Below are 20,129 nucleotides of genomic sequence, written 5' to 3'. Positions count from 1 at the left end.
TATGAAAAAAATAGCGATCGTACTCAGCTTGTTATTGTTACCTTTTAACTTAATGGCAAAAGATAACGAAGATAGTGAGCGTTGGGTTATTGCCGGTGGCTCTATTACAGAATTAGTTTATGCCATAGGTGCTGGTAATAAGGTTGTTGGTGTTGATGAAACGACGTCTTATCCTGAACAAACGCAAACATTACCTCATATCGGATACTGGAAGCAGCTAAGTACAGAAGGCATTTTGTCTTTACGCCCTTCTACTTTTGTAACTTGGGATGATGCTGAACCTAAAATGGTACTGCGCCAGCTGGCACAGCATAATGTAAAGGTGATTTCCTTACCAAGAACACCCGCCACATTTGAATTAATGCTTAAAAATATTCGTACCTTAGCGATTTCATTAGATAAACAAAAGGAAGCAGAAGCATTAATTGGTTCTCTTCAATCTCGTTTAGCCGTGATCAACGCTAAAAATAGTCAAATTAAGCAAAAAGTGAAAGTGATGTTCTTTCTTTCACCTGGTGGTGGAATTCCTCAAGTTGCGGGAAAAACCAGTGTTGCGGATGCCATTCTTCATTTAGCCGGCGGCGAGAATATTGCTACGCATGAGAACTATCGTATTTATAGTGCAGAGGCGATTATTGCTGCCAATCCAGAATTAATTGTTATTACAACGCAGAGTCAGAAAAACCAAACCGGTGGATTAAGAGCCTCTGAAGGGCTTGCTTCTGTGCCCGGTGTTTCAATGACTCAAGCATGGAAAACCCAACGTATTATTGAAATTGATCAATCCCTTATTTTGGGAATGGGACCTCGTATTGTGGATGCCGTGGAGTTATTGCATCAGCAGTTTTATCCCGCTGATCCTGTTAATGATAAATAAGTAGGAATGATTTAATAATGAAAGAATCAGTCGCAACACATAGCACGCAATCTTCAACTGAAATCGATCTTACTCCCCATTTTGCACTTGAGGGTGATAGCCCTTTTCGCGATAGACATGCCACCATGCCGTGGAGAGGCTCTGTACCTATTGCAAAAGAAGAGCAACAATCAACATGGCAAGCTTTATTAGAAAGTAAAACACCTGCATGTAAACGTTTGTTGTATATCCACATTCCTTTTTGTGCAACTCATTGTACATTTTGTGGTTTTTATCAAAATAACTACCACGAAGAAGCCTGTACACGCTATACCGACGCATTATTGCGTGAGATATCGGCTGAATCAGATAGCTTACTTTATCAGTCTGCACCAATTCATGCCGTTTATTTTGGTGGTGGAACCCCTTCTGCATTATCAGCAAAAGATCTCTATCGTGTGATCACACATTTACGCCAATCACTTCCTTTAGCACCCGATTGTGAAATTACGATTGAAGGTCGCGTTTTAAATTTTGATGATAATCGAATTGATGCTTGTTTAGATGCAGGTGCAAACCGTTTTTCTATTGGTATTCAAACCTTTAATAGCAAAATTCGTAAACGAATGGCAAGAACATCAACGGGTGAAGAAGCCGCTAATTTTATGAAAGGACTCTGCTTACGTGATAGAGCTGCTGTGGTGTGTGATCTGTTATTCGGATTGCCGGGACAAAATGCGATGAATTGGCAAGAAGATCTCACTATTGCCCACGATATTGGTTTAGATGGTGTCGATCTGTATGCATTGAATTTACTTCCTAATACACCATTAGGTAAAGCGGTTGAAAATCAGCGGATCACTGTGCCAACGCCGATAGAACGGCGTGCGCTATATCTTCAAGGCTGTGATTTTATGGAGAATGTAGGTTGGCGTCAGATCAGCAATAGCCATTGGGCTAGAACAACCCGCGAACGTAATCTCTATAATTTATTAATTAAACAAGGTGCGGATTGCCTTGCCTTTGGCTCTGGTGCTGGTGGTTCGGTTAATGGTTATTCATGGATGATTGAGCGTTCACTGGATAGCTATTATCAAAAAATCACAGATAACCAAAAACCTTTAATGATGATGAGTCGTACAACTGACAGTGGTTTTCGTTGGCGTCATGAATTACAAGCTGGCATTGAGTGCGGGCGTGTTGATTTAGCTAAATTAAGTCCGCAAGCGACTCTGCTCTCCCCTTTATTAAATCAATGGTATCAAGCAGGCCTTGTTGAAGATGATTTTCTTTGTATGAAACTCACCAATGAAGGTCGGTTTTGGGCAAGTAATTTGCTGACATCCTTACAACAATTAATTTTGCAATTAAATACACCTCGCTAATTTTATTACCCTAAATATTAATTAAAAGATGGAAATAACATCATGAATATAGAGCTACAACAATTTTTAATGACCGAGCCTGATGGAACGCTAGAAACTATCGCTACGCAATTTGATACAACCTTGTTAGAAGTTGTGAGACATTTGCCATCACGCTCATTAATGAGTGGTGAGCAATTCGATACAGTGTGGGATAACGTGATGAAATGGGGTAATGTCACCACACTTGTGCATACTCAAGATGTTATCTTAGAATTTAGCGGCGAATTACCGAGTGGTTTTCATCGCCATGGCTATTTTAACTTACGTGGTAAAAAAGGAATGACAGGCCATATTAAAGCCGAAAATTGCCAATATATTGCGATGATCGAGCGTAAATTTATGGGTATGGATACCGCCTCTATCTTATTTTTCAATCAAGAAGGTGTTGCAATGTTTAAGATTTTCCTTGGCAGAGATGAGCATCGTCAATTATTGCCAGAGCAATTATCAGCCTTCCGTCAATTAGCACAACAATTAAATAAGGAATAATTGCTCGTGAAAACATGGGTTATTTTTGGCGCTGGCGGTAAAGGTGTTGGCGCACATATTGCAGATATTGGTGTTACACAACAACGCCCTATTGTGGCTTTAGTTCGTTCCGAAGAAGCGGCTAGCCGTTTAGAAGAAAAAGGGATCAAAACTGTTATTGGTGATGCGATTGATGCTAAAGCTGTTGAAGCTGTTTTAACATTAGCAGGAAAAGAAGCCGATATTGTTTCCACAATGGGGGGTGAAAATGATTATCTCGCTCATCGAACTGTCATTGATACTGCGGAGAAAATGGGTTTTCAACGTATGTTAATGGTCTCTTCTTTAGGATGTGGTGATAGTTGGGTTGCTTTATCAGACAGGGCAAAAGCGGCATTTGGTCAAGCCGTAAGAGAAAAATCATTGGCCGAAGTGTGGTTGCAAACTAGCCGTTTTGATTATGCAATAGTAAGACCGGGTGGATTACTTAATGGTGAAGAAACGGGCAAGGCTCAGCTTTATCAATATGAAGAGACGCATGGTTTAGTTAATCGTCGAGATGTTGCACGTTTAGTGACTCAGCTTCTTGAGGCTGATCTTCTAGATGACCAAGTTTATGCTGTGGTTGAACCAGGTTTAGTACCTTCCAAGTAATTACTAAGTGGTTACCAAGTCGTTGCGTGCGCAGTGAATATATTACGTTTCAAGTTAAGCTTACAACTAAGAGATAGCGAATTGACGTTATCTCTTTTTTCTTACTTTAGTTATGGGCAAAAACTCACAATATGATGAGTTTTTATCTTACAGCTAAAATTCCTTAACAGTCATTCGTCACTTTACTGTCTTAATAGGGGTAACTTGTGGCATAATGCCGCCCCATTACCTTTTGTCATTCACTAATAATGAGTATTCGTCTTGTTAATCAGCAATAATATCACTATGCAGTTTGGCTCAAAGCCACTGTTTGAAAACATTTCTGTCAAATTCGGTGGCGGAAATCGCTATGGTTTAATCGGTGCCAACGGTAGCGGTAAATCAACCTTTATGAAAATTTTAGGTGGCGATTTAGTGCCAAGTAGCGGCAACGTATTCCTCGATCCTAATGAACGTCTTGGTAAACTAAAACAAGACCAGTTCGCTTATGAAGAGTTTACTGTGCTTGATACCGTGATTATGGGTCACACTGAACTTTGGGAAGTGAAGCAAGAGCGTGAACGCATCTATAGCTTACCTGAAATGAGCGAAGAAGATGGTTTACGTGTTGCCGATCTTGAAGTGAAATTTGGTGAAATGGACGGTTACACCGTTGAATCCCGTGCTGGCGAATTATTGCTAAACGTAGGTATTCCATTAGAACAACATAATGGCCCTATGAGTGAAGTGGCTCCGGGTTGGAAATTACGTGTGTTACTTGCACAAGCCCTGTTCGCTGATCCAGATATTCTGTTACTGGATGAACCGACGAACAACTTGGATATTGATACCATTCGTTGGCTTGAGCAAACGCTAAATGAACGTAACAGTACCATGATCATTATTTCCCATGACCGTCACTTCCTAAATATGGTATGTACGCACATGGCTGACTTAGACTATGGTGCGCTTGCGGTTCATCCCGGTAACTATGATGAATATATGTTTGCTGCAACTCAAGCGCGTGAACGTTTATTAGCGGATAATGCGAAGAAAAAAGCACAGATTAGTGAATTACAATCTTTCGTAAGTCGCTTTAGTGCTAATGCCTCTAAATCACGCCAAGCAACCTCTCGTGCTAAGCAAATTGAGAAAATTCAATTAGCTGAAGTTAAAGCATCTAGTCGCCAAAACCCATTCATTCGCTTTGAACAAGAGAAAAAATTATTCCGTAATGCGCTTGAAGTGGAAAATATCTCTAAAGGCTATGATGATAATGCCCCGCTGTTTAAAGATGTCAATATGATGCTTGAAGTGGGCGAAAAAGTTGCCATTTTAGGTAACAACGGCGTGGGTAAATCGACAATGATCAAAACATTAGTCGGTGAATTAACACCTGATACTGGTCGTTTAAAATGGTCTGAAAACTCAAACATTGGCTATTATGCACAAGATCATGCAACTGATTTTGAAGTCAATATGACGGTGTTTGATTGGATGAGCTTATGGATGAAACCAGAAGACGACGAGCAATCTGTACGTAGCGTATTAGGTCGTTTACTGTTCTCTCAAGATGATTTGAAAAAATCAGTTCAAGTTTTATCGGGTGGTGAAAAAGGTAGAATGTTATTTGGTAAGCTAATGATGCAAAAACCAAACATTCTGATTATGGATGAACCAACTAACCACTTAGATATGGAATCTATCGAATCACTGAATATGGCATTAGAACTTTATCAAGGTACTTTGATTTTTGTTTCTCATGACCGTGAATTCGTTAGTTCATTAGCAAACCGTATTATTGAAATAACACCTGAAAAAGTGACTAATTTCCAAGGAACTTATGATGAGTTCCTTGCGAAGAAAGGTGTCACACTTTAATTTCGTTATAACAAAATTAGAGTAATAAATAGTTAAAGGCTCGATATTATTTATCAAGCCTTTTTTATTGCATTTTCTAGATATCTACCCATCTACTGAGCTAATTCTGATTTTTTATTATTCATATATTCATATATTCATATATTCATATATTCATAGATAACTTTATGTTTAAAGATAATGAATGTTTTATTTTGATCCGAAAATAAAGAGATACCATCATTTTTATAGCTTTTTTCTATTTTTTCACACAATAAAACTCTATTGTTAGCATTCTTACTCGTTGCAATTTTAGTTATAGAGGATATTAACGCTTCTTTTTTATCTGGATTGAAAGTAGATAAATTATCTATTAAACTTGGCATCCTATTTTGAGCCGTTAAATTAATAGCCAGCAATTGTTCATTAATAAATTTTCTTATTTCACCTACATAGTAATCATTTGATTTTAATTTATCTAAGTCTTTTAATATTAAATTAAACATATAGCTATTATAATCTATATCGTGACTAAATTTATTACCAAGTAATGTTAGTTTAATATTTTTAAAAGTATCAATAACCAAATCAATATTAACCTTATTCATTAACGATATTTCTAATAGCCAAGTTTGTGTTTCTTTATCCAATTCAGATATCTTATGATAGATATCATTATTGAGATTATGTTTTGTTGATATTTTTTTCTTACCTGATTTATCGATTAAATAGAATTCTATTTCATTATTTTTTACTGAAAAATCCAATGGGTTATTAGGGTTTTTAGCATCAATTTTTAAGCAATGTTTAAATTCTCTAAATATTGACATTTTCTTTAAAAGTGTATTTTCCTTATTTAAAAACAAATCAAAAAAATGTTCATCCACTTTTCTTCCAGGCATGTTTTTTTTCAAGAATGTAAGTGCTTCATTTAAATTAATTAGTTCATTATAATGTTTATTGTTTTTATCATTCACAATGGAATATAGATATCTTAAATCCATTTTATCTTTACTATCGACAGCCTTCTTATTAAGAAGCATTTTTAATATATATTGATCTCGCCGATTTTCACTGCAATTATCACGTATATTATTATATATAAAATTAAAGTTTTTAATTAACTCATCATAGTATTTTATATATATATTAGCATTGATGTTATCAATATTATTAGTGTCTTTATAATTAATGTTGTGATATAAATATTTTTTTATTAAGTCTGAATGTATAGGTAATTTTTCTCGGCTTGATTCTTTCTCTATTTCAGAAAAAATAATTAACTTATAATAATTATCATTGGGCAATTTTATTTAAAAACGTTGGATTTGTGCTTGTTTTTAATTCGGTTATTTTTATTTTTTTTCCATATTTATTTTCAGTAAATAATTTTATTGAGTTATTATTGAAGGTTATACCTATTTCAGAAGGTATTATATATGTAAGGTTATCGATCAACTTAATTAATTCATTGATATTTTTTGGTTTAAAATCCAGATTTGAAAAATCCTCTTTTATACCAGAACTTAATAATGTCTCTCTGGTTTCATTTTTTATTAAATCTAAAATACTAATATTTTTTTGATGTTTTAATTTTTCAATTAAATGGTTTTTAATTTCCTTTGACTTTTCATATCGTTCAGTTTGATCTAATAGTTCTTTATTTTCATTAAAAATTACTGGTGGTAATTGCTCTTTTATAAGGTTAATTAAACTATATTTTTTTATAATGTTGGCTAATTTCAATTCTACTGTGTCATCTTTAATTTCCAATGAAATATATTGATTATAACTTTCTTTTATTATTTTTTTAAATAAGTAGAAGTCCTGTATTTTTTCTGCAATAGATTTTCGGTTTTTCTTGTCTTCTGAAAAAATATTATTTATTAATTTTTTAATATTAACATCACTATTTTCTTTAAATAAAAAATTGAGTGATTCAGAATCATTTATAGTTGTAGGCTTATTCTTATTTAAATCTCCAAAAATGGTAAATAGACACTCTTGCTTTATTTTTTCAATAATAGACATGATGTCTTCGTTATTATTTAAAATGTTATTTTTATTTATATTTTCTATAACGCTATTAATCAACGCATTATTTTTTTCTAAAGGTATATTTTTATCTGTTATTTCTTTATTATCTATGTTATTAATAATCTCAAAAATAAGATCTCCTAAGTTAAATTTCAACTTAACTTCGTTCTCAATAGAGAACAAGATACTATCATTTTCAAAATTGACATTAAAATAAAATTTGTAATTCTCCCCTGTCATTTCAATTAATTTGCTAAAAGCAGTAAGCCTATTTAAAATAATGCTGTCTTCTTTATAAAAAACATTATGTATTAATATTAATGCATTATTTATTTCACCCTTTCTAAAAAAATCTGTAATTTTATTTTTTAATGACATTATATCCTGTGGGCTTTTATCACTAGAAAGTTTATTCATTCTTTTATCGCTTATATTGGCTCCAGCTATCGGTATATTTATCATTTTTATCTCTTATAGCAGTGTATATTATGCATAAATTATTCTCATGCCATGAAAACTTATATAAAAATACACACATTATTTTCCCTCAGAATTAATATAAAATTTATATACTCTAAATAAAAATGATTATCATTTATATTGACTGACAGTCGGTCATTGGTGTATGTTACTGACCACGAGTCAATCATGGTTTATTTTCATTTTTGGGATCATTATGTTGCTACTACCTCAATCGACACATTATCCAAATAAGCAATTAAAAAATTATTGGAAATGTGGCTACTCTTTTGTTTTACCTACATTAATTTCATTAAGTGTGATATCGCCCTCTTTTGCTTCAGAAAATATTGAAAAAATAATTGTCACTTCAGCGCAAAACTCTCAGTCTGATGCACAACCTTATGGCTATATTGCGAAAAAACAGACAATAGCCACTAAAAGTGATGCCACTTTATTAGAAACACCACAAATGGTTTCTGTTGTTAATCGTGCTCAATTAGATAACTTACCCTCTGAATCTATTAGTCAGGCATTGCGTTATAGCTCAGGTGTTGTGAGTGAAAAGTTTGGTGCTTTTGGTAGTGGGATTGATTATTCGAAAATGCGAGGATTTGATGCAGATTACTATTTAGATGGTTTGAGAATGCTCGGTAATAGTGGTATTTGGGCACCACAAGTTGATAGTTGGAGTTTAGAAAATTTAGAGGCTGTACATGGTCCTGCGTCTGCTTTATATGGACAAGGTGGCGCAGGTGGTGTGATTAATATGACATCACGTCGCCCTTCAGCCCAAACGCAACATCAAGTGCAACTGCAAGCTGGCAATAATAAAAACCATGGTATTAAATTTGATACTACATCAGCAATCAATGAGGATGAAACATGGTTATATCGTGTTTCAGGGTTAGCGCTTGAACAAGAGTCTCAAATCCCCTCTTCTCGTCAAACACGTTTTCTTATCTCACCAGCTATTACATGGAAACCGAATGATGCACTGAGTTGGACACTATTGGGTCAATATCAAAAAGAGCCTCGTCTGGGTTATTACAATACGTTACCTGCTCAAGCTTTAGGTTTGTTACCGAATCCTAATGGTAAAGTTGATCCTAATCGAAATTATAATAATCAAAGCCACGATAACTCACATCGCAAACAACAGTCGTTAACTTCATTATTTGAATATGAACTGACACCTCAGTGGCAATTTAAACAAAATACCCGCTTTATGAAGGTTGATACTGAAATTAGTCGTGATTATACCCGCGGATTTTTACCCGGTGATCGTCTATTAACGGCGGTTTATCAAGAAGCACCGAGTAAATCAGAAACGTGGGTAACAGATACTCAATTGATAGGGAAAATAGCAACATGGGATATCAATCATACGGTTATGACAGGTTTTGATTATCAACATGGCTATATGACAAAAGATTGGTGGGGCTCTCAAACAGTCAGCTTTGATCCTTGGGCATCGCATCATAAACCTGATTTTGAGCCTTATCCAGTTTCACGCACTTCAACAAAACAACAATTTGATCGCTATGGATACTATTTGCAAGATCACTTGCGCTGGCAGCAATGGAATTTACTGCTGAGTGGACGTTATGATTCAGCTGATTTAGATACACATAATCAAATTTCAGGTGTGACAAATTCAAGCCATAACACGGCATGGAGTCATCGTGTTGGTTTAAGTTACCAATTTAATAATGGATTCTCACCTTGGATAAGTACATCAGATAGCTTTGATCCTGTATTGGGTACAGATGCAGATGGAAAAGCGTTTATTCCAATGAAATCAAAACAGTATGAAGCCGGCATCAAGTATCAAAATCCTGAATTAACACAACTCGTTAGTGTTGCTGTTTATCAATTAACTCAAGAAAATGTCACAACACATAATCCGAGAAATCCCGATTATTATCAACAATCTGGGGAAATTCGTTCTCGTGGGCTCGAGTTCGAAAGTAAATTAGCGTTAACACCACAAGTGAATATGATGCTCAATTATGCTTATCTGCATAATATTGTGACATCGACTAGTGATCCGACAACGTTAAATAAACACCCTGTTCAAGTACCTACTCATACGGGTTCTGCATGGATAGATTACCGTTTTCAGCAGCCTTATTTAGAAGGCGCATTATTAGGTGCTGGTGTTCGCTATTTAGGTTCAACTTACGGTGATAATACAAATACGTTTAAAGTACCCGCAGTATGGTTAGGTGATATGAGCTTCCGCTACCAATTATCGTCAATTAACCGTGAATTACAGGGATTAGAGTTAGGATTAACTGTCAGTAATATCACAAATAAATCCTATGTTGCGAGTTGTACCAGCTCAACTTATTGTAGTATTGGTACAGATCGCGTGGTTCTTGGTGTATTAAATTACTATTTTTAGGAAATGAACATGGATAATTATCGACGTTCATTACTAAAAGGTGCCAGTGCATTCTCTTTATTACTAGCGAGCCATTTTCCTGTTTATGCAAGATCCAGACAGAGAGAAATCGTTGATATTTTGGGAAGAGAAATTGTATTACCCCAAGAATTAACACGTATTTATGTGGCAGATAGTGGGTTATTTTTACTTTATGCTTCATTAAATGAAGGCGCTCTTTATGAGCGTCTTATCGCTATGCCTTCTGCTTTTCGTACCGCAGATTTAAGTTTATATCATCAATACACTCGAGCATTTCCTCAATTATTGGCATTACCTGAATTTACCGCTATGTCGAGTGGACACTTTAATAGTGAAAAGCTTATCGCGTTGAAACCTGATGTCATTATTGTTGCGGTTGGTACTTATCGCGCGATCAGTGTTAATGGTGTGCTGGATTTATTAACGAAAGCAAATATTTCTGTCGTCGTGTTTGATTTAAGCATCGATCCACTTAATAACACTCCAATTAGTACATCTATTATGGGAAATATGCTTGGTAATATCCAACAGAGCCAAGCAATGAACCAATTTCGTGAAAAACAACTCAGTTATATTTCTCAGCAATTAGGAAAAAAAACATTTAAACGCCCCACAGTGTTATTTGAACGAGCCGCAGGCTTTACACCAGAGTGTTGTCTTTCATATGGCAATGGCAGTATGGGACAAATGCTACAAAATGCGGGGGGTGAAAATTTAGGATCGGAATATATAAAAAGTACTTATGGCCTTCTGAATCAAGAAACGGTGATTTACTCTAAACCCGATAAAATCTTTTTAACAGGCGCGGATTGGAGTGGTTATAACCCTTCTGGTGATTGGATTAATTTAGGACCTGGTGCAAATTTAGAGTTAGCAAAACAGCAACTTGCAAATTTAATGCAACGCCTTGCTTATAAAACACTTGATGCGGTTAAAAACAAACAAGTGTACGCCATTTGGCACTCTTTTTATGACAGCCCTTTTGGTTTTATTGCTATTTTGCAAATGGCGAAATGGCTACATCCCGAACGTTTTTCTCACCTTGATGCAGACGCTATTTTCCATGAATACCATACCCAATTTTTGCCAGTAAAATGGGAAACCGGTTATTGGGTGACATTACTTGATGAAGATAAGGAATAATCATGTTTGATATCTATTCACCCGACCCTTTACGGATAAAAGTTGAGACACAATCGGCAGGAAAAAGAACTATTTTGTATTCTGCAAAAGGTCAGCCGAATTATATGTATGTAATGCCCCGTTTTCGATTAAACGAGGTATTGGATTATCTTGATAATACTATTCACCCTGCTTTTATTGTAAATGGAAAAATTAAGGATGCTTTTTTCTATGCGTGTTATCCCGCTTCATTACATCAAAGTGAATTATTAAGTTTACCCAATCAAAAACCAGCCAGTCAGTTAGATTTGTTAAGCTTTCAACAGTGTGCTCAACAGACAGGAAAAGGATTTCATTTAAGTACTCATGCTGAATGGGCAGCGCTGATGTTGTGGTGTCGTCATCACAATATGGTTGAAGATGGGAATACAGACTATGGACGTAGTTTTCTACATCCAGAGCAATGTGCTAATCGAGTGGATGGCAAAGATGCTGGCGACACCGATTTTATTACTGGTGATCCAACTACAATAACATCACCACAGTGGCCGAATTGGTATCATGATAATAGCTTATTTGGTATTAGTGATTTATGTGGAAATCTCTGGGAATGGCAAAGTGGAATGCAATTAAATGCCGGAGAAATACAGATAATTAAAGATAATGACGCTGTATTTTGTGGTGATCCAATAATAACTGAACAATGGCATTCAATAGCATTATTAACAGGTAAGTTATTGCCTATCAATCATATTAATAGCGCAAAATACGATGCACCCTCTGATTATTGTGAGGGAAATGCAGGCACGCCTATTTTATCTACGTCAATAAAACACTATAACGGTGCGCCAGCAGATAATAGTTATCCCGCAGGATTAATGGATGGTGATTTTAACGCAATAACGACGGTTGATAATCTTGAAGTACCTACGTTATTTAAAGCATTAGGATTATATCCAGCAATAAACCAGCGAGATCACGATCAGGTTTATTTACGAAATTATGGTCAACGCTCTTTAATGCGAGGTGGAGCTTGGTATTCACAACAAGTAGCAGGAATGCGGACTTTATGTTTAAGTCATAATGCACTACATCGCAGCACTTCTGTCGGTGGACGCCTATCTTGGATTGACATAAGCAGTTAATTAACCCAAAAAGTTATCATTTATAGACATTTTTGCATAAATTAATTTACCTTAGTATACATTATGTGAATAATAGCGTTAATAGTAATCATTATTATTCGGTGACTCATTGTGATTAATTTTTATGCATTTAAATTGAAACCGGTGGCATTACTCTGTTCTGCCACCCTTCCTTTTATTTTGACTACACAGGCTTTTGCAGAAGAAAAAGCAAAAACGGAACAAGTCGAGAAGCTTGTCGTTAGTGCTCAAGCGCTAAAAGTAAATACCAGTTTGCAAGAAACGCCTAAATCCGTTTCTGTCATTTCCCAAAAAGATCTCGAAACACATGCTCCTCAAAAACTTGATGAAGCTTTACGTTATACCTCTGGTGTTGTTTCTCAGCCCTTTGGTGCCGATAACGATACTGATTGGCTTCGTGTGCGAGGTTTTGAAGCGGCAACTTATTTAGATAACAGTCGCCTTTTCCGTGATGGTTATTACACATGGCTACTTGAGCCTTATGGTTTTGAACAGATTGAAGTGGTAAAAGGTGCATCAGCTGTATTATTTGGTGAATCTACACCCGGTGGTGCGGTTAACGTCGTACAAAAGAAACCCAGCTTTAAACCTCAAAATGAAGTATTTCTTGAGGTCGGAAATAATGATCAGCGTGGTTTAGGCTTTGATGTTTCAAGTACAACTGATGATAAACGAGTGCGTTATCGTCTTGTTGGCTTAATGAAAAAATCAGATGGGGAATTATCTCACACGGATAGTGAGCGGATTTATCTTGCACCAAGTGTAGCGATTAATCTAACTGACGATACATCACTGACCTTTATGGCGACCTACCTGCATGATGACGGTACACCGACTAATCCTTTCTTCCCTGCTGCCGGTACGTTAATTTCATCTCCTTTTGGTAAAATTAAACCGTCAACTAACTTAGGTGAACCAGGATACGATAAATATAAACGTACTCAAATTTCAGCGGGTTATTTATTAGAAAGTAACATCAACGATGTTTGGCGTTTTTCTCAACGTTTAAACTATGGCTATAACGATCTGTTATTGCGTAGTGTCTATGCATTCCCTAATTCAGATATTACGGCAACAGAAATTAGTCGTGGTATTGTTTTCCGTGATGGTAAAAACCAAAGTATCTCTTTTGATAATAACGTTGTCGGTGAATGGGATACGGATAATTTCGAACATACCTTATTAGCGGGTGCTGAATTGCAATATCACCAAACCAAAGGTGATGAGCAAGATAATTACAGCTTTGGTACGATTAATCCGTGGAACCCTATTTATGGCAAGTATACCCCGCTTAATCCTGCTGATAACATCAATCGTACCATTGATAAAACTCAATATAGCCTTTACTCACAGTATCAAACCAAATTTGATAGCCGCTGGGTCGCAATGGCGGGTGTACGTCAAGATTGGGTGAAAACAGAAAATAAGGCACAAGTAAAAAATGAGGATAAATCACGCACTGATAGTGAATTTAGCCTTAATGCAGGATTAATGTACCTAGCAGATAACGGTCTATCTCCTTATGTGAGCTATTCCGAGTCCTTTGAGGTGATGAGTACTATCGATCCTGCAACTAAAGATCTATATAAACCATTAAAAGGTGACCAAATTGAAGCAGGAATAAAATATACACCTGATTTTATGGATGGTTACTTTAATATTGCTTGGTTTGATATCACACAGAAGAATGCGCTTGTTGCAAACCCAACGACTTTTGTTTCAACACAAACTGGTAAAGTGACATCAAAGGGTGTTGAAGTAACAAGTGAAATGCAATTAACGGAACGTTTAGCGTTAAAAGCCAATTACACCTATACCGATATGCAAACTGATGACACCGGTAATAAAGGTAAACAACAAGCGGGTTTAATTCCTAAACATACGGCATCAGCTTGGGGTAGTTACACTATTCCAATTACGGGAACCCAAGATTTAACGTTAGGAACAGGTGTGCGTTATTTAGGTAAATCTAAAGATAATCCTAAGAGCAGTGATTTAACCGTACCTAGTGCAACATTATGGGATATGGCTGCAATCTATAATTTCAATAAACAGTGGCAATTACAGTTAAATATCAACAATATTCTTGATAAAGAATATCTCTCTGGTTGTGATTATTACTGTTATTACGGGCAATCTCGTTCTGTTTTATTGAATGCTAAATATCGTTGGTAATTTTCTTTATTATTCCGCCTTTTGTTGTTAACCATACAATAAAAGGCGGAATATCATTTTATAAATGAGTGACCATGTTTGAACTCTCAAATATTCAAATGGATCGCGGTGGACGTACTATTCTATCAATTCCCTCACTGCGTATTTCAGATCTAGGATTAACCATTGTGCTTGGTCATAATGGCTCAGGTAAATCGACTTTAGTCAATTTGTTATCCGGTCAGCAAGCGCCAGATAGTGGATCTATTACACTAAATAACAGCAATATCTCACATTATAAGCCCCGTGATCTGGCTAAACAGATAGCCTTTCTCCCCCAAAAACTTCCTGCTTCTGCGGGATTAACTGTCAGAGAATTAGTGCGTTTAGGACGCTTTCCTTGGCGTGGAACATTAGGCCGTTGGAATAAAAAAGATGACGAAATTATCACCATAGCGATGGAAAAAGCAGGAGTTTTGCCCTTTGCAGACACACTTGCTGATGATTTATCGGGTGGCGAACGCCAACGAGCTTGGGTTGCAATGTTACTCGCTCAGCAATCACCTATTTTAATTTTAGATGAACCAACATCAGCACTAGATATACATCATCAATATCAACTAATGGAATTGTTGAGTGAGTTAAACCAAACTCAGCATGTTGGTATTATCGTTATTTTGCATGATATTAACCTCGCCTTGCGTTATGCCACTCATATTATCGCGCTTAAAAAAGGTGAAATTGCATTTGAAGGTGAAGCATCATTACTTTTTGATGATGAGCGACTTTCTGCACTTTATGAAACACCAATAAAGCTGATTGAGCACCCTGATAATCAAGGTTCACAACAACATAAGGTAGCGGTGGTATGCGTGTAATATTACAAAAAGTAGTTAAATCACTATTTTTTTGTCTGACTATTTTATTTATTACTCCCATTGTTAATGCTGCGCCAAATAACAACAAAATACCGCAACGGATTATTGTTTTAGATTGGGATTTATTGGAACAAATATTAACGCTGGATGTTATTCCCGTAGGTGCGACTGAAATTGCTGGGTATAACCAATGGGTAGCTCATCCTATAGCCTCAAATTCTATTGAAGAAGTGGGTATGCGGGCAGAGCCTAATTTAGAGAAAATGGCATCGTTAAAGCCAGATCTTATTTTAGCGTCTAGCTCACAACAAGATTTATTGCCTGTATTACAAACCATTGCTCCTGTTGTATATTTACCTAATTTTTCTCGCCAAGATAATGCAGCTCCCGTTGCTTTAGCGCATTTTAATACCCTAGCCTCCCTTTTGGGAAAAGAAACGCTTGCCCAACAAAAATTAGCTGAGATGGAAAGTACTTTTGCACAATTAAAAGAAAAACTACAACAGGCATTTATTACGTTGCCAGAAGTAGAAGTGATCCGTTTTTCTACATTAACGTCCGTCTTTTTATACACAGAAAACTCAACAACTGAATATGTCGTTAATAAGCTGGGATTGAAATCGACAATATCATTACCTCCTCAACCTTGGGGAATTGATCAGCGAAGAATGAATGTATTACAGCAGATTAAACAAGGCTATGTTCTTTATATGTTGCCATTCCCGGATGAAAGTAAACTGCAAAAATCTGTGTTATGGCAAGCAATGCCGTTTGTTCAGAATGGGCACTTTCATTCAGTGAAACCTGTATGGAATTATGGAGGAGTAACATCGTTAACGTTAATGGCAGAAGCAATTACCGAAAGTTTATTAGATATGGCACCGAATAATGAAAATTAAGCAATATACTTTCTATTTTTTGGCGATCATCTTATTAAGCATTATCAGCTTACAAATTGATAATTCTCTTTCATTATCTCGCCAATGGTATTTATTGGGAAATTCAGAAATACACGCTCCATTTGCTGATGTTTTTTTTATTCATGCACAATTACCACGTTTAGCAATGACTCTGCTTATTGGGGGGATCTTCGGGGTTGTTGGTAGTTTAATGCAGCAATTAACGCAAAATAACCTGACATCGCCCTTAACATTAGGAACTTCATCAGGCGCTTGGTTAGCTTTAGTTATTGTTAATATCTGGTTCACCGATTGGGTTGCGGATCACAGTGCATTAGCTGCGACAATGGGCGCTTTATTTGCGTTTGGTCTTGTGATTATTATTGCTGGTATTCGCAATATGACCGGATTACCTCTTGTTGTTTCCGGTATGGTGGTGAATATATTATTAGGTGCTATTGCAACCGCATTAGTGACGTTAAATTCTCAATTCGCTCAAAATATATTTATGTGGGGAGCCGGAGATTTAGCTCAAGATGGTTGGGATACTTTTTTTTGGTTATTACCTCGAATTGCACCTATTTTACTCATTTTTATTTTTGCACCTCGTATTCTCACACTATTACGTTTAGGTCATGAAGGCGCAACGGCTCGAGGGCTGTCTGTTTTACCTGCATTTGCCTTTTTTATCATATTAAGTACTTGGTTAGTTTCTGTCTCTATTACCGTTGTTGGGGTTATTAGTTTTATCGGATTACTTGCACCTAATATTGTTAGAACCTTAGGCGCAAGAACTGCTCGCCAAGAACTTATTGCAAGTGGCCTAATGGGAATATGTTTATTGCTTCTTACGGATAGCTTGGCGATATGGATTGGTCAGTGGCTTAATACCGTTATTCCAAGTGGTGTTACCGCGGCTGCAATTGGCGCACCTGCATTAATTTGGTTTAGTCGCAAGAAAATGTTAGCTCAAGATCAACTTTCGATTTCAATTAATTCTCAGGCTAAAACAGTATCAAAATATACCGTGATAGGAATATTTGTATTATTAATACTCGGATTAGCCCTTACTCTGTTCATTCATATTAATGAACAACAATGGTTCTGGGAAATGCCTTCTGTTTATCAATGGGCATTACGATCGCCACGTTTATTGGCTGCATTATTTGCAGGTGTCGCGCTAGCGATTGCTGGTGTTATTTTACAACGTTTAATTTATAACCCATTAGCTAGCCCAGATATTTTAGGTGTTTCATCAGGTGCTACTTTCGCATTGGTTTTTTCAAGCTTAATTTTAGGGAGTGTATTACAAACATCACAGTGGGGAGTTGCTCTATTAGGCAGCTGCGTTGTTATGATTACTTTATTAATCTTAGGTAGAAAGCACCAATATGCACCCGCTAGCTTAATATTAACGGGTATTGCATTAACCGCGAGTTTAGAAGCCTTTATTCAATTTTTCTTAGCTAAAGGCTCTTTAAGTAGCTATAAAATACTGTTGTGGTTATCTGGTTCGACTTATCGGGTTAACAGTGAACAGGCTCTCTATTTTGCATTCGCGGTCACATTGATTGTGGGAAGTGTTTTTTTATTAACGCGCTGGCTTGCTTTAATATCAATTGGTCGAGGTTTTGCTTCAGCTCGTGGATTACATACAGAGCGTGCCAGTATTATTTTATTAATCATTGTATCGTTGTTATGTGCCTTAGTAACTTCAACCGTCGGCCCTATTGCCTTTATTGGCTTAGTCGCTCCTCATATGGCGGTATTACTTGGCGCTCAAAAAATCAAATCGCAATTAATTGTTTCAGGGTTAATTGGTGGAACCTTAATGGTTTGGGCTGATTGGCTTGGACAAATATTTATTTATCCTGCACAAATTGCGGCAGGAACTTTAGTGGCGATTTTAGGCGGTAGCTATTTCCTTTGCTTAATGCTGTTAAATCGCAGTCGCTGATTTGAAAAGCCTAAGATATCGGCACTAATTTTTGCTGATATTCTTAGGCTTTGAACGTTATTAATTACGCATAGTTTTTACTGTTTTTATTGCTTTTATGATTAATACGTTGAAAACCTAAAAATGCAATTAACATCACTAAAGCACTCGCTCCAATCGCAATCCATACGCCAGATTGAACACCAGAATAATCAACAAGTTGTCCTGTTAATGTTGCACCAATTGCTGTACCTACATTTAATCCTGCAAGTAACCATGTCATTCCCTCTGTAAGCTGATTTTCGGGTACACTCTTTTCAATAAGTGACATTGTCACGATTATCATAGGCGCAAAGAAGATCCCTGAAATTAATACGACTAAACTTAAGCTATAAATAGAGCTTACAAAAACAAGAGGTAAAATAGTGAGGAATGTTGCGATGCCACCTAGGTATATAGAAATGGCTTTAGAGCCTGAGATCCAACGTATTATTATGCGAGATTCACGCGCTGTATTAAGTGATAAGCTGACGGAATTACCCACTCATTGTGTAATATCTATGAGTAATATGATTGATGAACTTATCGAGAATAAAATACTTGTAGAGACGGACCCAAAAATGTTGGCCCTATTTATATATGGCAGTTTAGAAGCCACTGCTTTATGGATAGCAAATAGTCTTGATGGTAAGGCTCAACTAGAACAAGCTAAATCAACATTAGATACTTTATTAAATAGCCTACGTATTTCGGTAAAATAAATAAAATATAGCGAGGATCATTAAGAAGTCCTCGCTTGTACCTATTTCATTTTTTACTTATTAAATTTTATTCAAATCAGAGATTATGTTATTTGCCATATCGCTTTTCCTTGCCATTGTTTTTCAATAAAATCAAGAAAATAGCGTACTTTAGGGGATAAATGGCGCTTAGACGGATAAACGGCACAAATCGGCGCAAGACTAATTGTATGCTCTAATAAAATAGGCACTAATTTGCCGGATTTAATAGATTCACCCACTAAAAACTCACCAAGTTGACATATTCCATAACCCGATAATGCCATATCTAAAATGGCTTCTGTATTATCTAAGCGTAATTTTCCTTTAACGGGAAGCGTAAATTCTTTTTGATGAGTTTGATATTTCCAAGGCACTGTTGTTCCTTGGTGAGAAAAAGTAATTAATTGATGTTGTAATAATGCATTAGGAGATTGAGGTGTATCATTTCGTTCAAAATAATTAGGAGATGCGCAGGTTACTAAACGATGAGGTGCTAATACTTTACGCATAAGTCGACTGTCATCATTACCACCAATGCGAATAGCTAAATCAATGCCGTTTTTAACTAAATCAGTGTATTCATCCGAAAAAGTAATTTCAGCATCTAACTCTCGCCATTGCGTTAAATAAGTTTGTAATAACGGTAAAATATAGCGCCGCCCAAAGGCGATAGGTAAATCAATGCGTAAACACCCTCTCGGATTTTCATTAAGTTTATCAAGAGCAGCACCCGCTTCTTCAATTTCATTTAAGATAAGTTGTGCATGTTGATAAAATAATTCACCTTCAGCTGTTAGACTAATACTGCGTGTAGTTCGATGGAACAAACGCAAACTGAGTCGCTCTTCTAAACGCGCAATGCATTTTCCTACCGCTGAGCGAGACATCTCTAAATTTTCTGCTGCAAGGGTAAAACTCAATAAATCTGCCACTCGAATAAAAATAGTAAGATCAGAAATATTATCAAAAGGCATTGTGAGTTTATTATTTGCCACTTTTATTCCCCAATGTTGTGACTTTAACG

17 protein-coding genes are annotated in these 20,129 nt (G+C 36.2%); 13 read left to right on the top strand and 4 right to left on the bottom strand.

The genetic code is table 11. The features are described 5' to 3' along the window. Window position 1: 1 nt before the first annotated feature. From AB4J89_RS04110 to AB4J89_RS04090, 5 genes are all read left to right on the top strand, one after another. Window positions 2–877: an ABC transporter substrate-binding protein gene (locus tag AB4J89_RS04110; protein WP_227719012.1), complete on the top strand. Its 876-nt coding sequence runs from the start codon at window positions 2–4 to the stop codon at window positions 875–877. Between the two features lie 17 nt (window positions 878–894). Further along, window positions 895–2,241 carry a heme anaerobic degradation radical SAM methyltransferase ChuW/HutW gene (gene hutW / locus AB4J89_RS04105; RefSeq protein ID WP_088495596.1) on the top strand — a complete coding sequence of 449 codons (1,347 nt, stop codon included), beginning with the start codon at window positions 895–897 and terminating at the stop codon, window positions 2,239–2,241. A 39-nt stretch (window positions 2,242–2,280) separates the two neighbouring features. Then, window positions 2,281–2,772, top strand: a complete 492-nt coding sequence (gene hutX, locus AB4J89_RS04100) for a heme utilization cystosolic carrier protein HutX (RefSeq protein WP_088495595.1) — start codon at window positions 2,281–2,283, stop codon at window positions 2,770–2,772. A 6-nt stretch (window positions 2,773–2,778) separates the two neighbouring features. Next, on the top strand, window positions 2,779–3,405 hold the full coding sequence (locus tag AB4J89_RS04095; RefSeq protein ID WP_088495594.1) for an NAD(P)H-binding protein: 627 nt from the start codon (window positions 2,779–2,781) through the stop codon (window positions 3,403–3,405). Between the two features lie 261 nt (window positions 3,406–3,666). After that, a complete protein-coding gene (locus tag AB4J89_RS04090; protein ID WP_088495593.1) occupies window positions 3,667–5,265 on the top strand; it encodes an ABC-F family ATPase in 1,599 nt (532 codons plus the stop codon). Between the two features lie 137 nt (window positions 5,266–5,402). Here the strand turns inward: AB4J89_RS04090 and AB4J89_RS04085 are convergent, their stop codons facing one another. Beyond that, entirely contained in the window at window positions 5,403–6,551 is a 1,149-nt protein-coding gene (locus tag AB4J89_RS04085) for a hypothetical protein (protein WP_368468198.1), read from the bottom strand. Then, entirely contained in the window at window positions 6,541–7,743 is a 1,203-nt protein-coding gene (locus AB4J89_RS04080; RefSeq protein WP_368468196.1) for a hypothetical protein, read from the bottom strand. The genes AB4J89_RS04085 and AB4J89_RS04080 overlap by 11 nt, the downstream gene beginning before the upstream one ends. Before the next feature lie 163 nt (window positions 7,744–7,906). Here AB4J89_RS04080 and AB4J89_RS04075 point away from each other — a divergent pair, with 163 nt between their 5' ends. The 7 genes from AB4J89_RS04075 to fhuB all read left to right on the top strand — a co-directional run bounded on the left by AB4J89_RS04075 (window position 7,907) and on the right by fhuB (window position 18,344). Beyond that, window positions 7,907–10,147, top strand: a complete 2,241-nt coding sequence (locus AB4J89_RS04075; RefSeq protein ID WP_368468194.1) for a TonB-dependent siderophore receptor — start codon at window positions 7,907–7,909, stop codon at window positions 10,145–10,147. 9 nt (window positions 10,148–10,156) lie between these two features. Then, entirely contained in the window at window positions 10,157–11,311 is a 1,155-nt protein-coding gene (locus AB4J89_RS04070) for an ABC transporter substrate-binding protein (protein WP_311754818.1), read from the top strand. A gap of 2 nt (window positions 11,312–11,313) precedes the next feature. Then, window positions 11,314–12,435: a hypothetical protein gene (locus AB4J89_RS04065; protein ID WP_368468192.1), complete on the top strand. Its 1,122-nt coding sequence runs from the start codon at window positions 11,314–11,316 to the stop codon at window positions 12,433–12,435. A 111-nt stretch (window positions 12,436–12,546) separates the two neighbouring features. Continuing rightward, window positions 12,547–14,631, top strand: coding sequence for a TonB-dependent siderophore receptor (locus tag AB4J89_RS04060; protein ID WP_088495589.1), 2,085 nt, complete (start codon window positions 12,547–12,549; stop codon window positions 14,629–14,631). 74 nt (window positions 14,632–14,705) lie between these two features. After that, a complete protein-coding gene (locus tag AB4J89_RS04055; protein WP_368468188.1) occupies window positions 14,706–15,488 on the top strand; it encodes an ABC transporter ATP-binding protein in 783 nt (260 codons plus the stop codon). Beyond that, complete coding sequence (locus tag AB4J89_RS04050; RefSeq protein ID WP_088495587.1) at window positions 15,479–16,387, top strand: iron-siderophore ABC transporter substrate-binding protein; 909 nt, start codon at window positions 15,479–15,481, stop codon at window positions 16,385–16,387. The genes AB4J89_RS04055 and AB4J89_RS04050 overlap by 10 nt, the downstream gene beginning before the upstream one ends. After that, window positions 16,377–18,344 carry a Fe(3+)-hydroxamate ABC transporter permease FhuB gene (gene fhuB / locus AB4J89_RS04045; RefSeq protein WP_368468185.1) on the top strand — a complete coding sequence of 656 codons (1,968 nt, stop codon included), beginning with the start codon at window positions 16,377–16,379 and terminating at the stop codon, window positions 18,342–18,344. The genes AB4J89_RS04050 and fhuB overlap by 11 nt, the downstream gene beginning before the upstream one ends. Window positions 18,345–18,408: 64 nt before the next feature. Here fhuB and AB4J89_RS04040 read toward each other — a convergent pair whose 3' ends face one another. After that, the gene (locus AB4J89_RS04040; protein ID WP_311754821.1) at window positions 18,409–18,867 is read right to left on the bottom strand and encodes an MFS transporter; all 459 of its coding nucleotides are present in this window, start codon (window positions 18,865–18,867) and stop codon (window positions 18,409–18,411) included. On the opposite strand from AB4J89_RS04040, the gene AB4J89_RS04035 reads away from it, so the two are divergent. After that, window positions 18,764–19,084 carry a hypothetical protein gene (locus AB4J89_RS04035; protein WP_368468183.1) on the top strand — a complete coding sequence of 107 codons (321 nt, stop codon included), beginning with the start codon at window positions 18,764–18,766 and terminating at the stop codon, window positions 19,082–19,084. The two genes, AB4J89_RS04040 and AB4J89_RS04035, sit on opposite strands and share 104 nt — an antisense overlap. A gap of 83 nt (window positions 19,085–19,167) precedes the next feature. Here the strand turns inward: AB4J89_RS04035 and AB4J89_RS04030 are convergent, their stop codons facing one another. Further along, on the bottom strand, window positions 19,168–20,079 hold the full coding sequence (locus AB4J89_RS04030; protein WP_368468431.1) for a LysR family transcriptional regulator: 912 nt from the start codon (window positions 20,077–20,079) through the stop codon (window positions 19,168–19,170). Between the last annotated feature and the right edge of the window lie 50 nt (window positions 20,080–20,129).

It is taken from the genome of Proteus sp. STS61-E, from assembly GCF_040932335.1.
Classification (GTDB): Bacteria; Pseudomonadota; Gammaproteobacteria; order Enterobacterales; family Enterobacteriaceae; genus Proteus; species Proteus mirabilis_B.
Note: the sequence above shows the minus strand (reverse complement) of the source record. Positions and strands in the feature narration are given on the sequence as shown.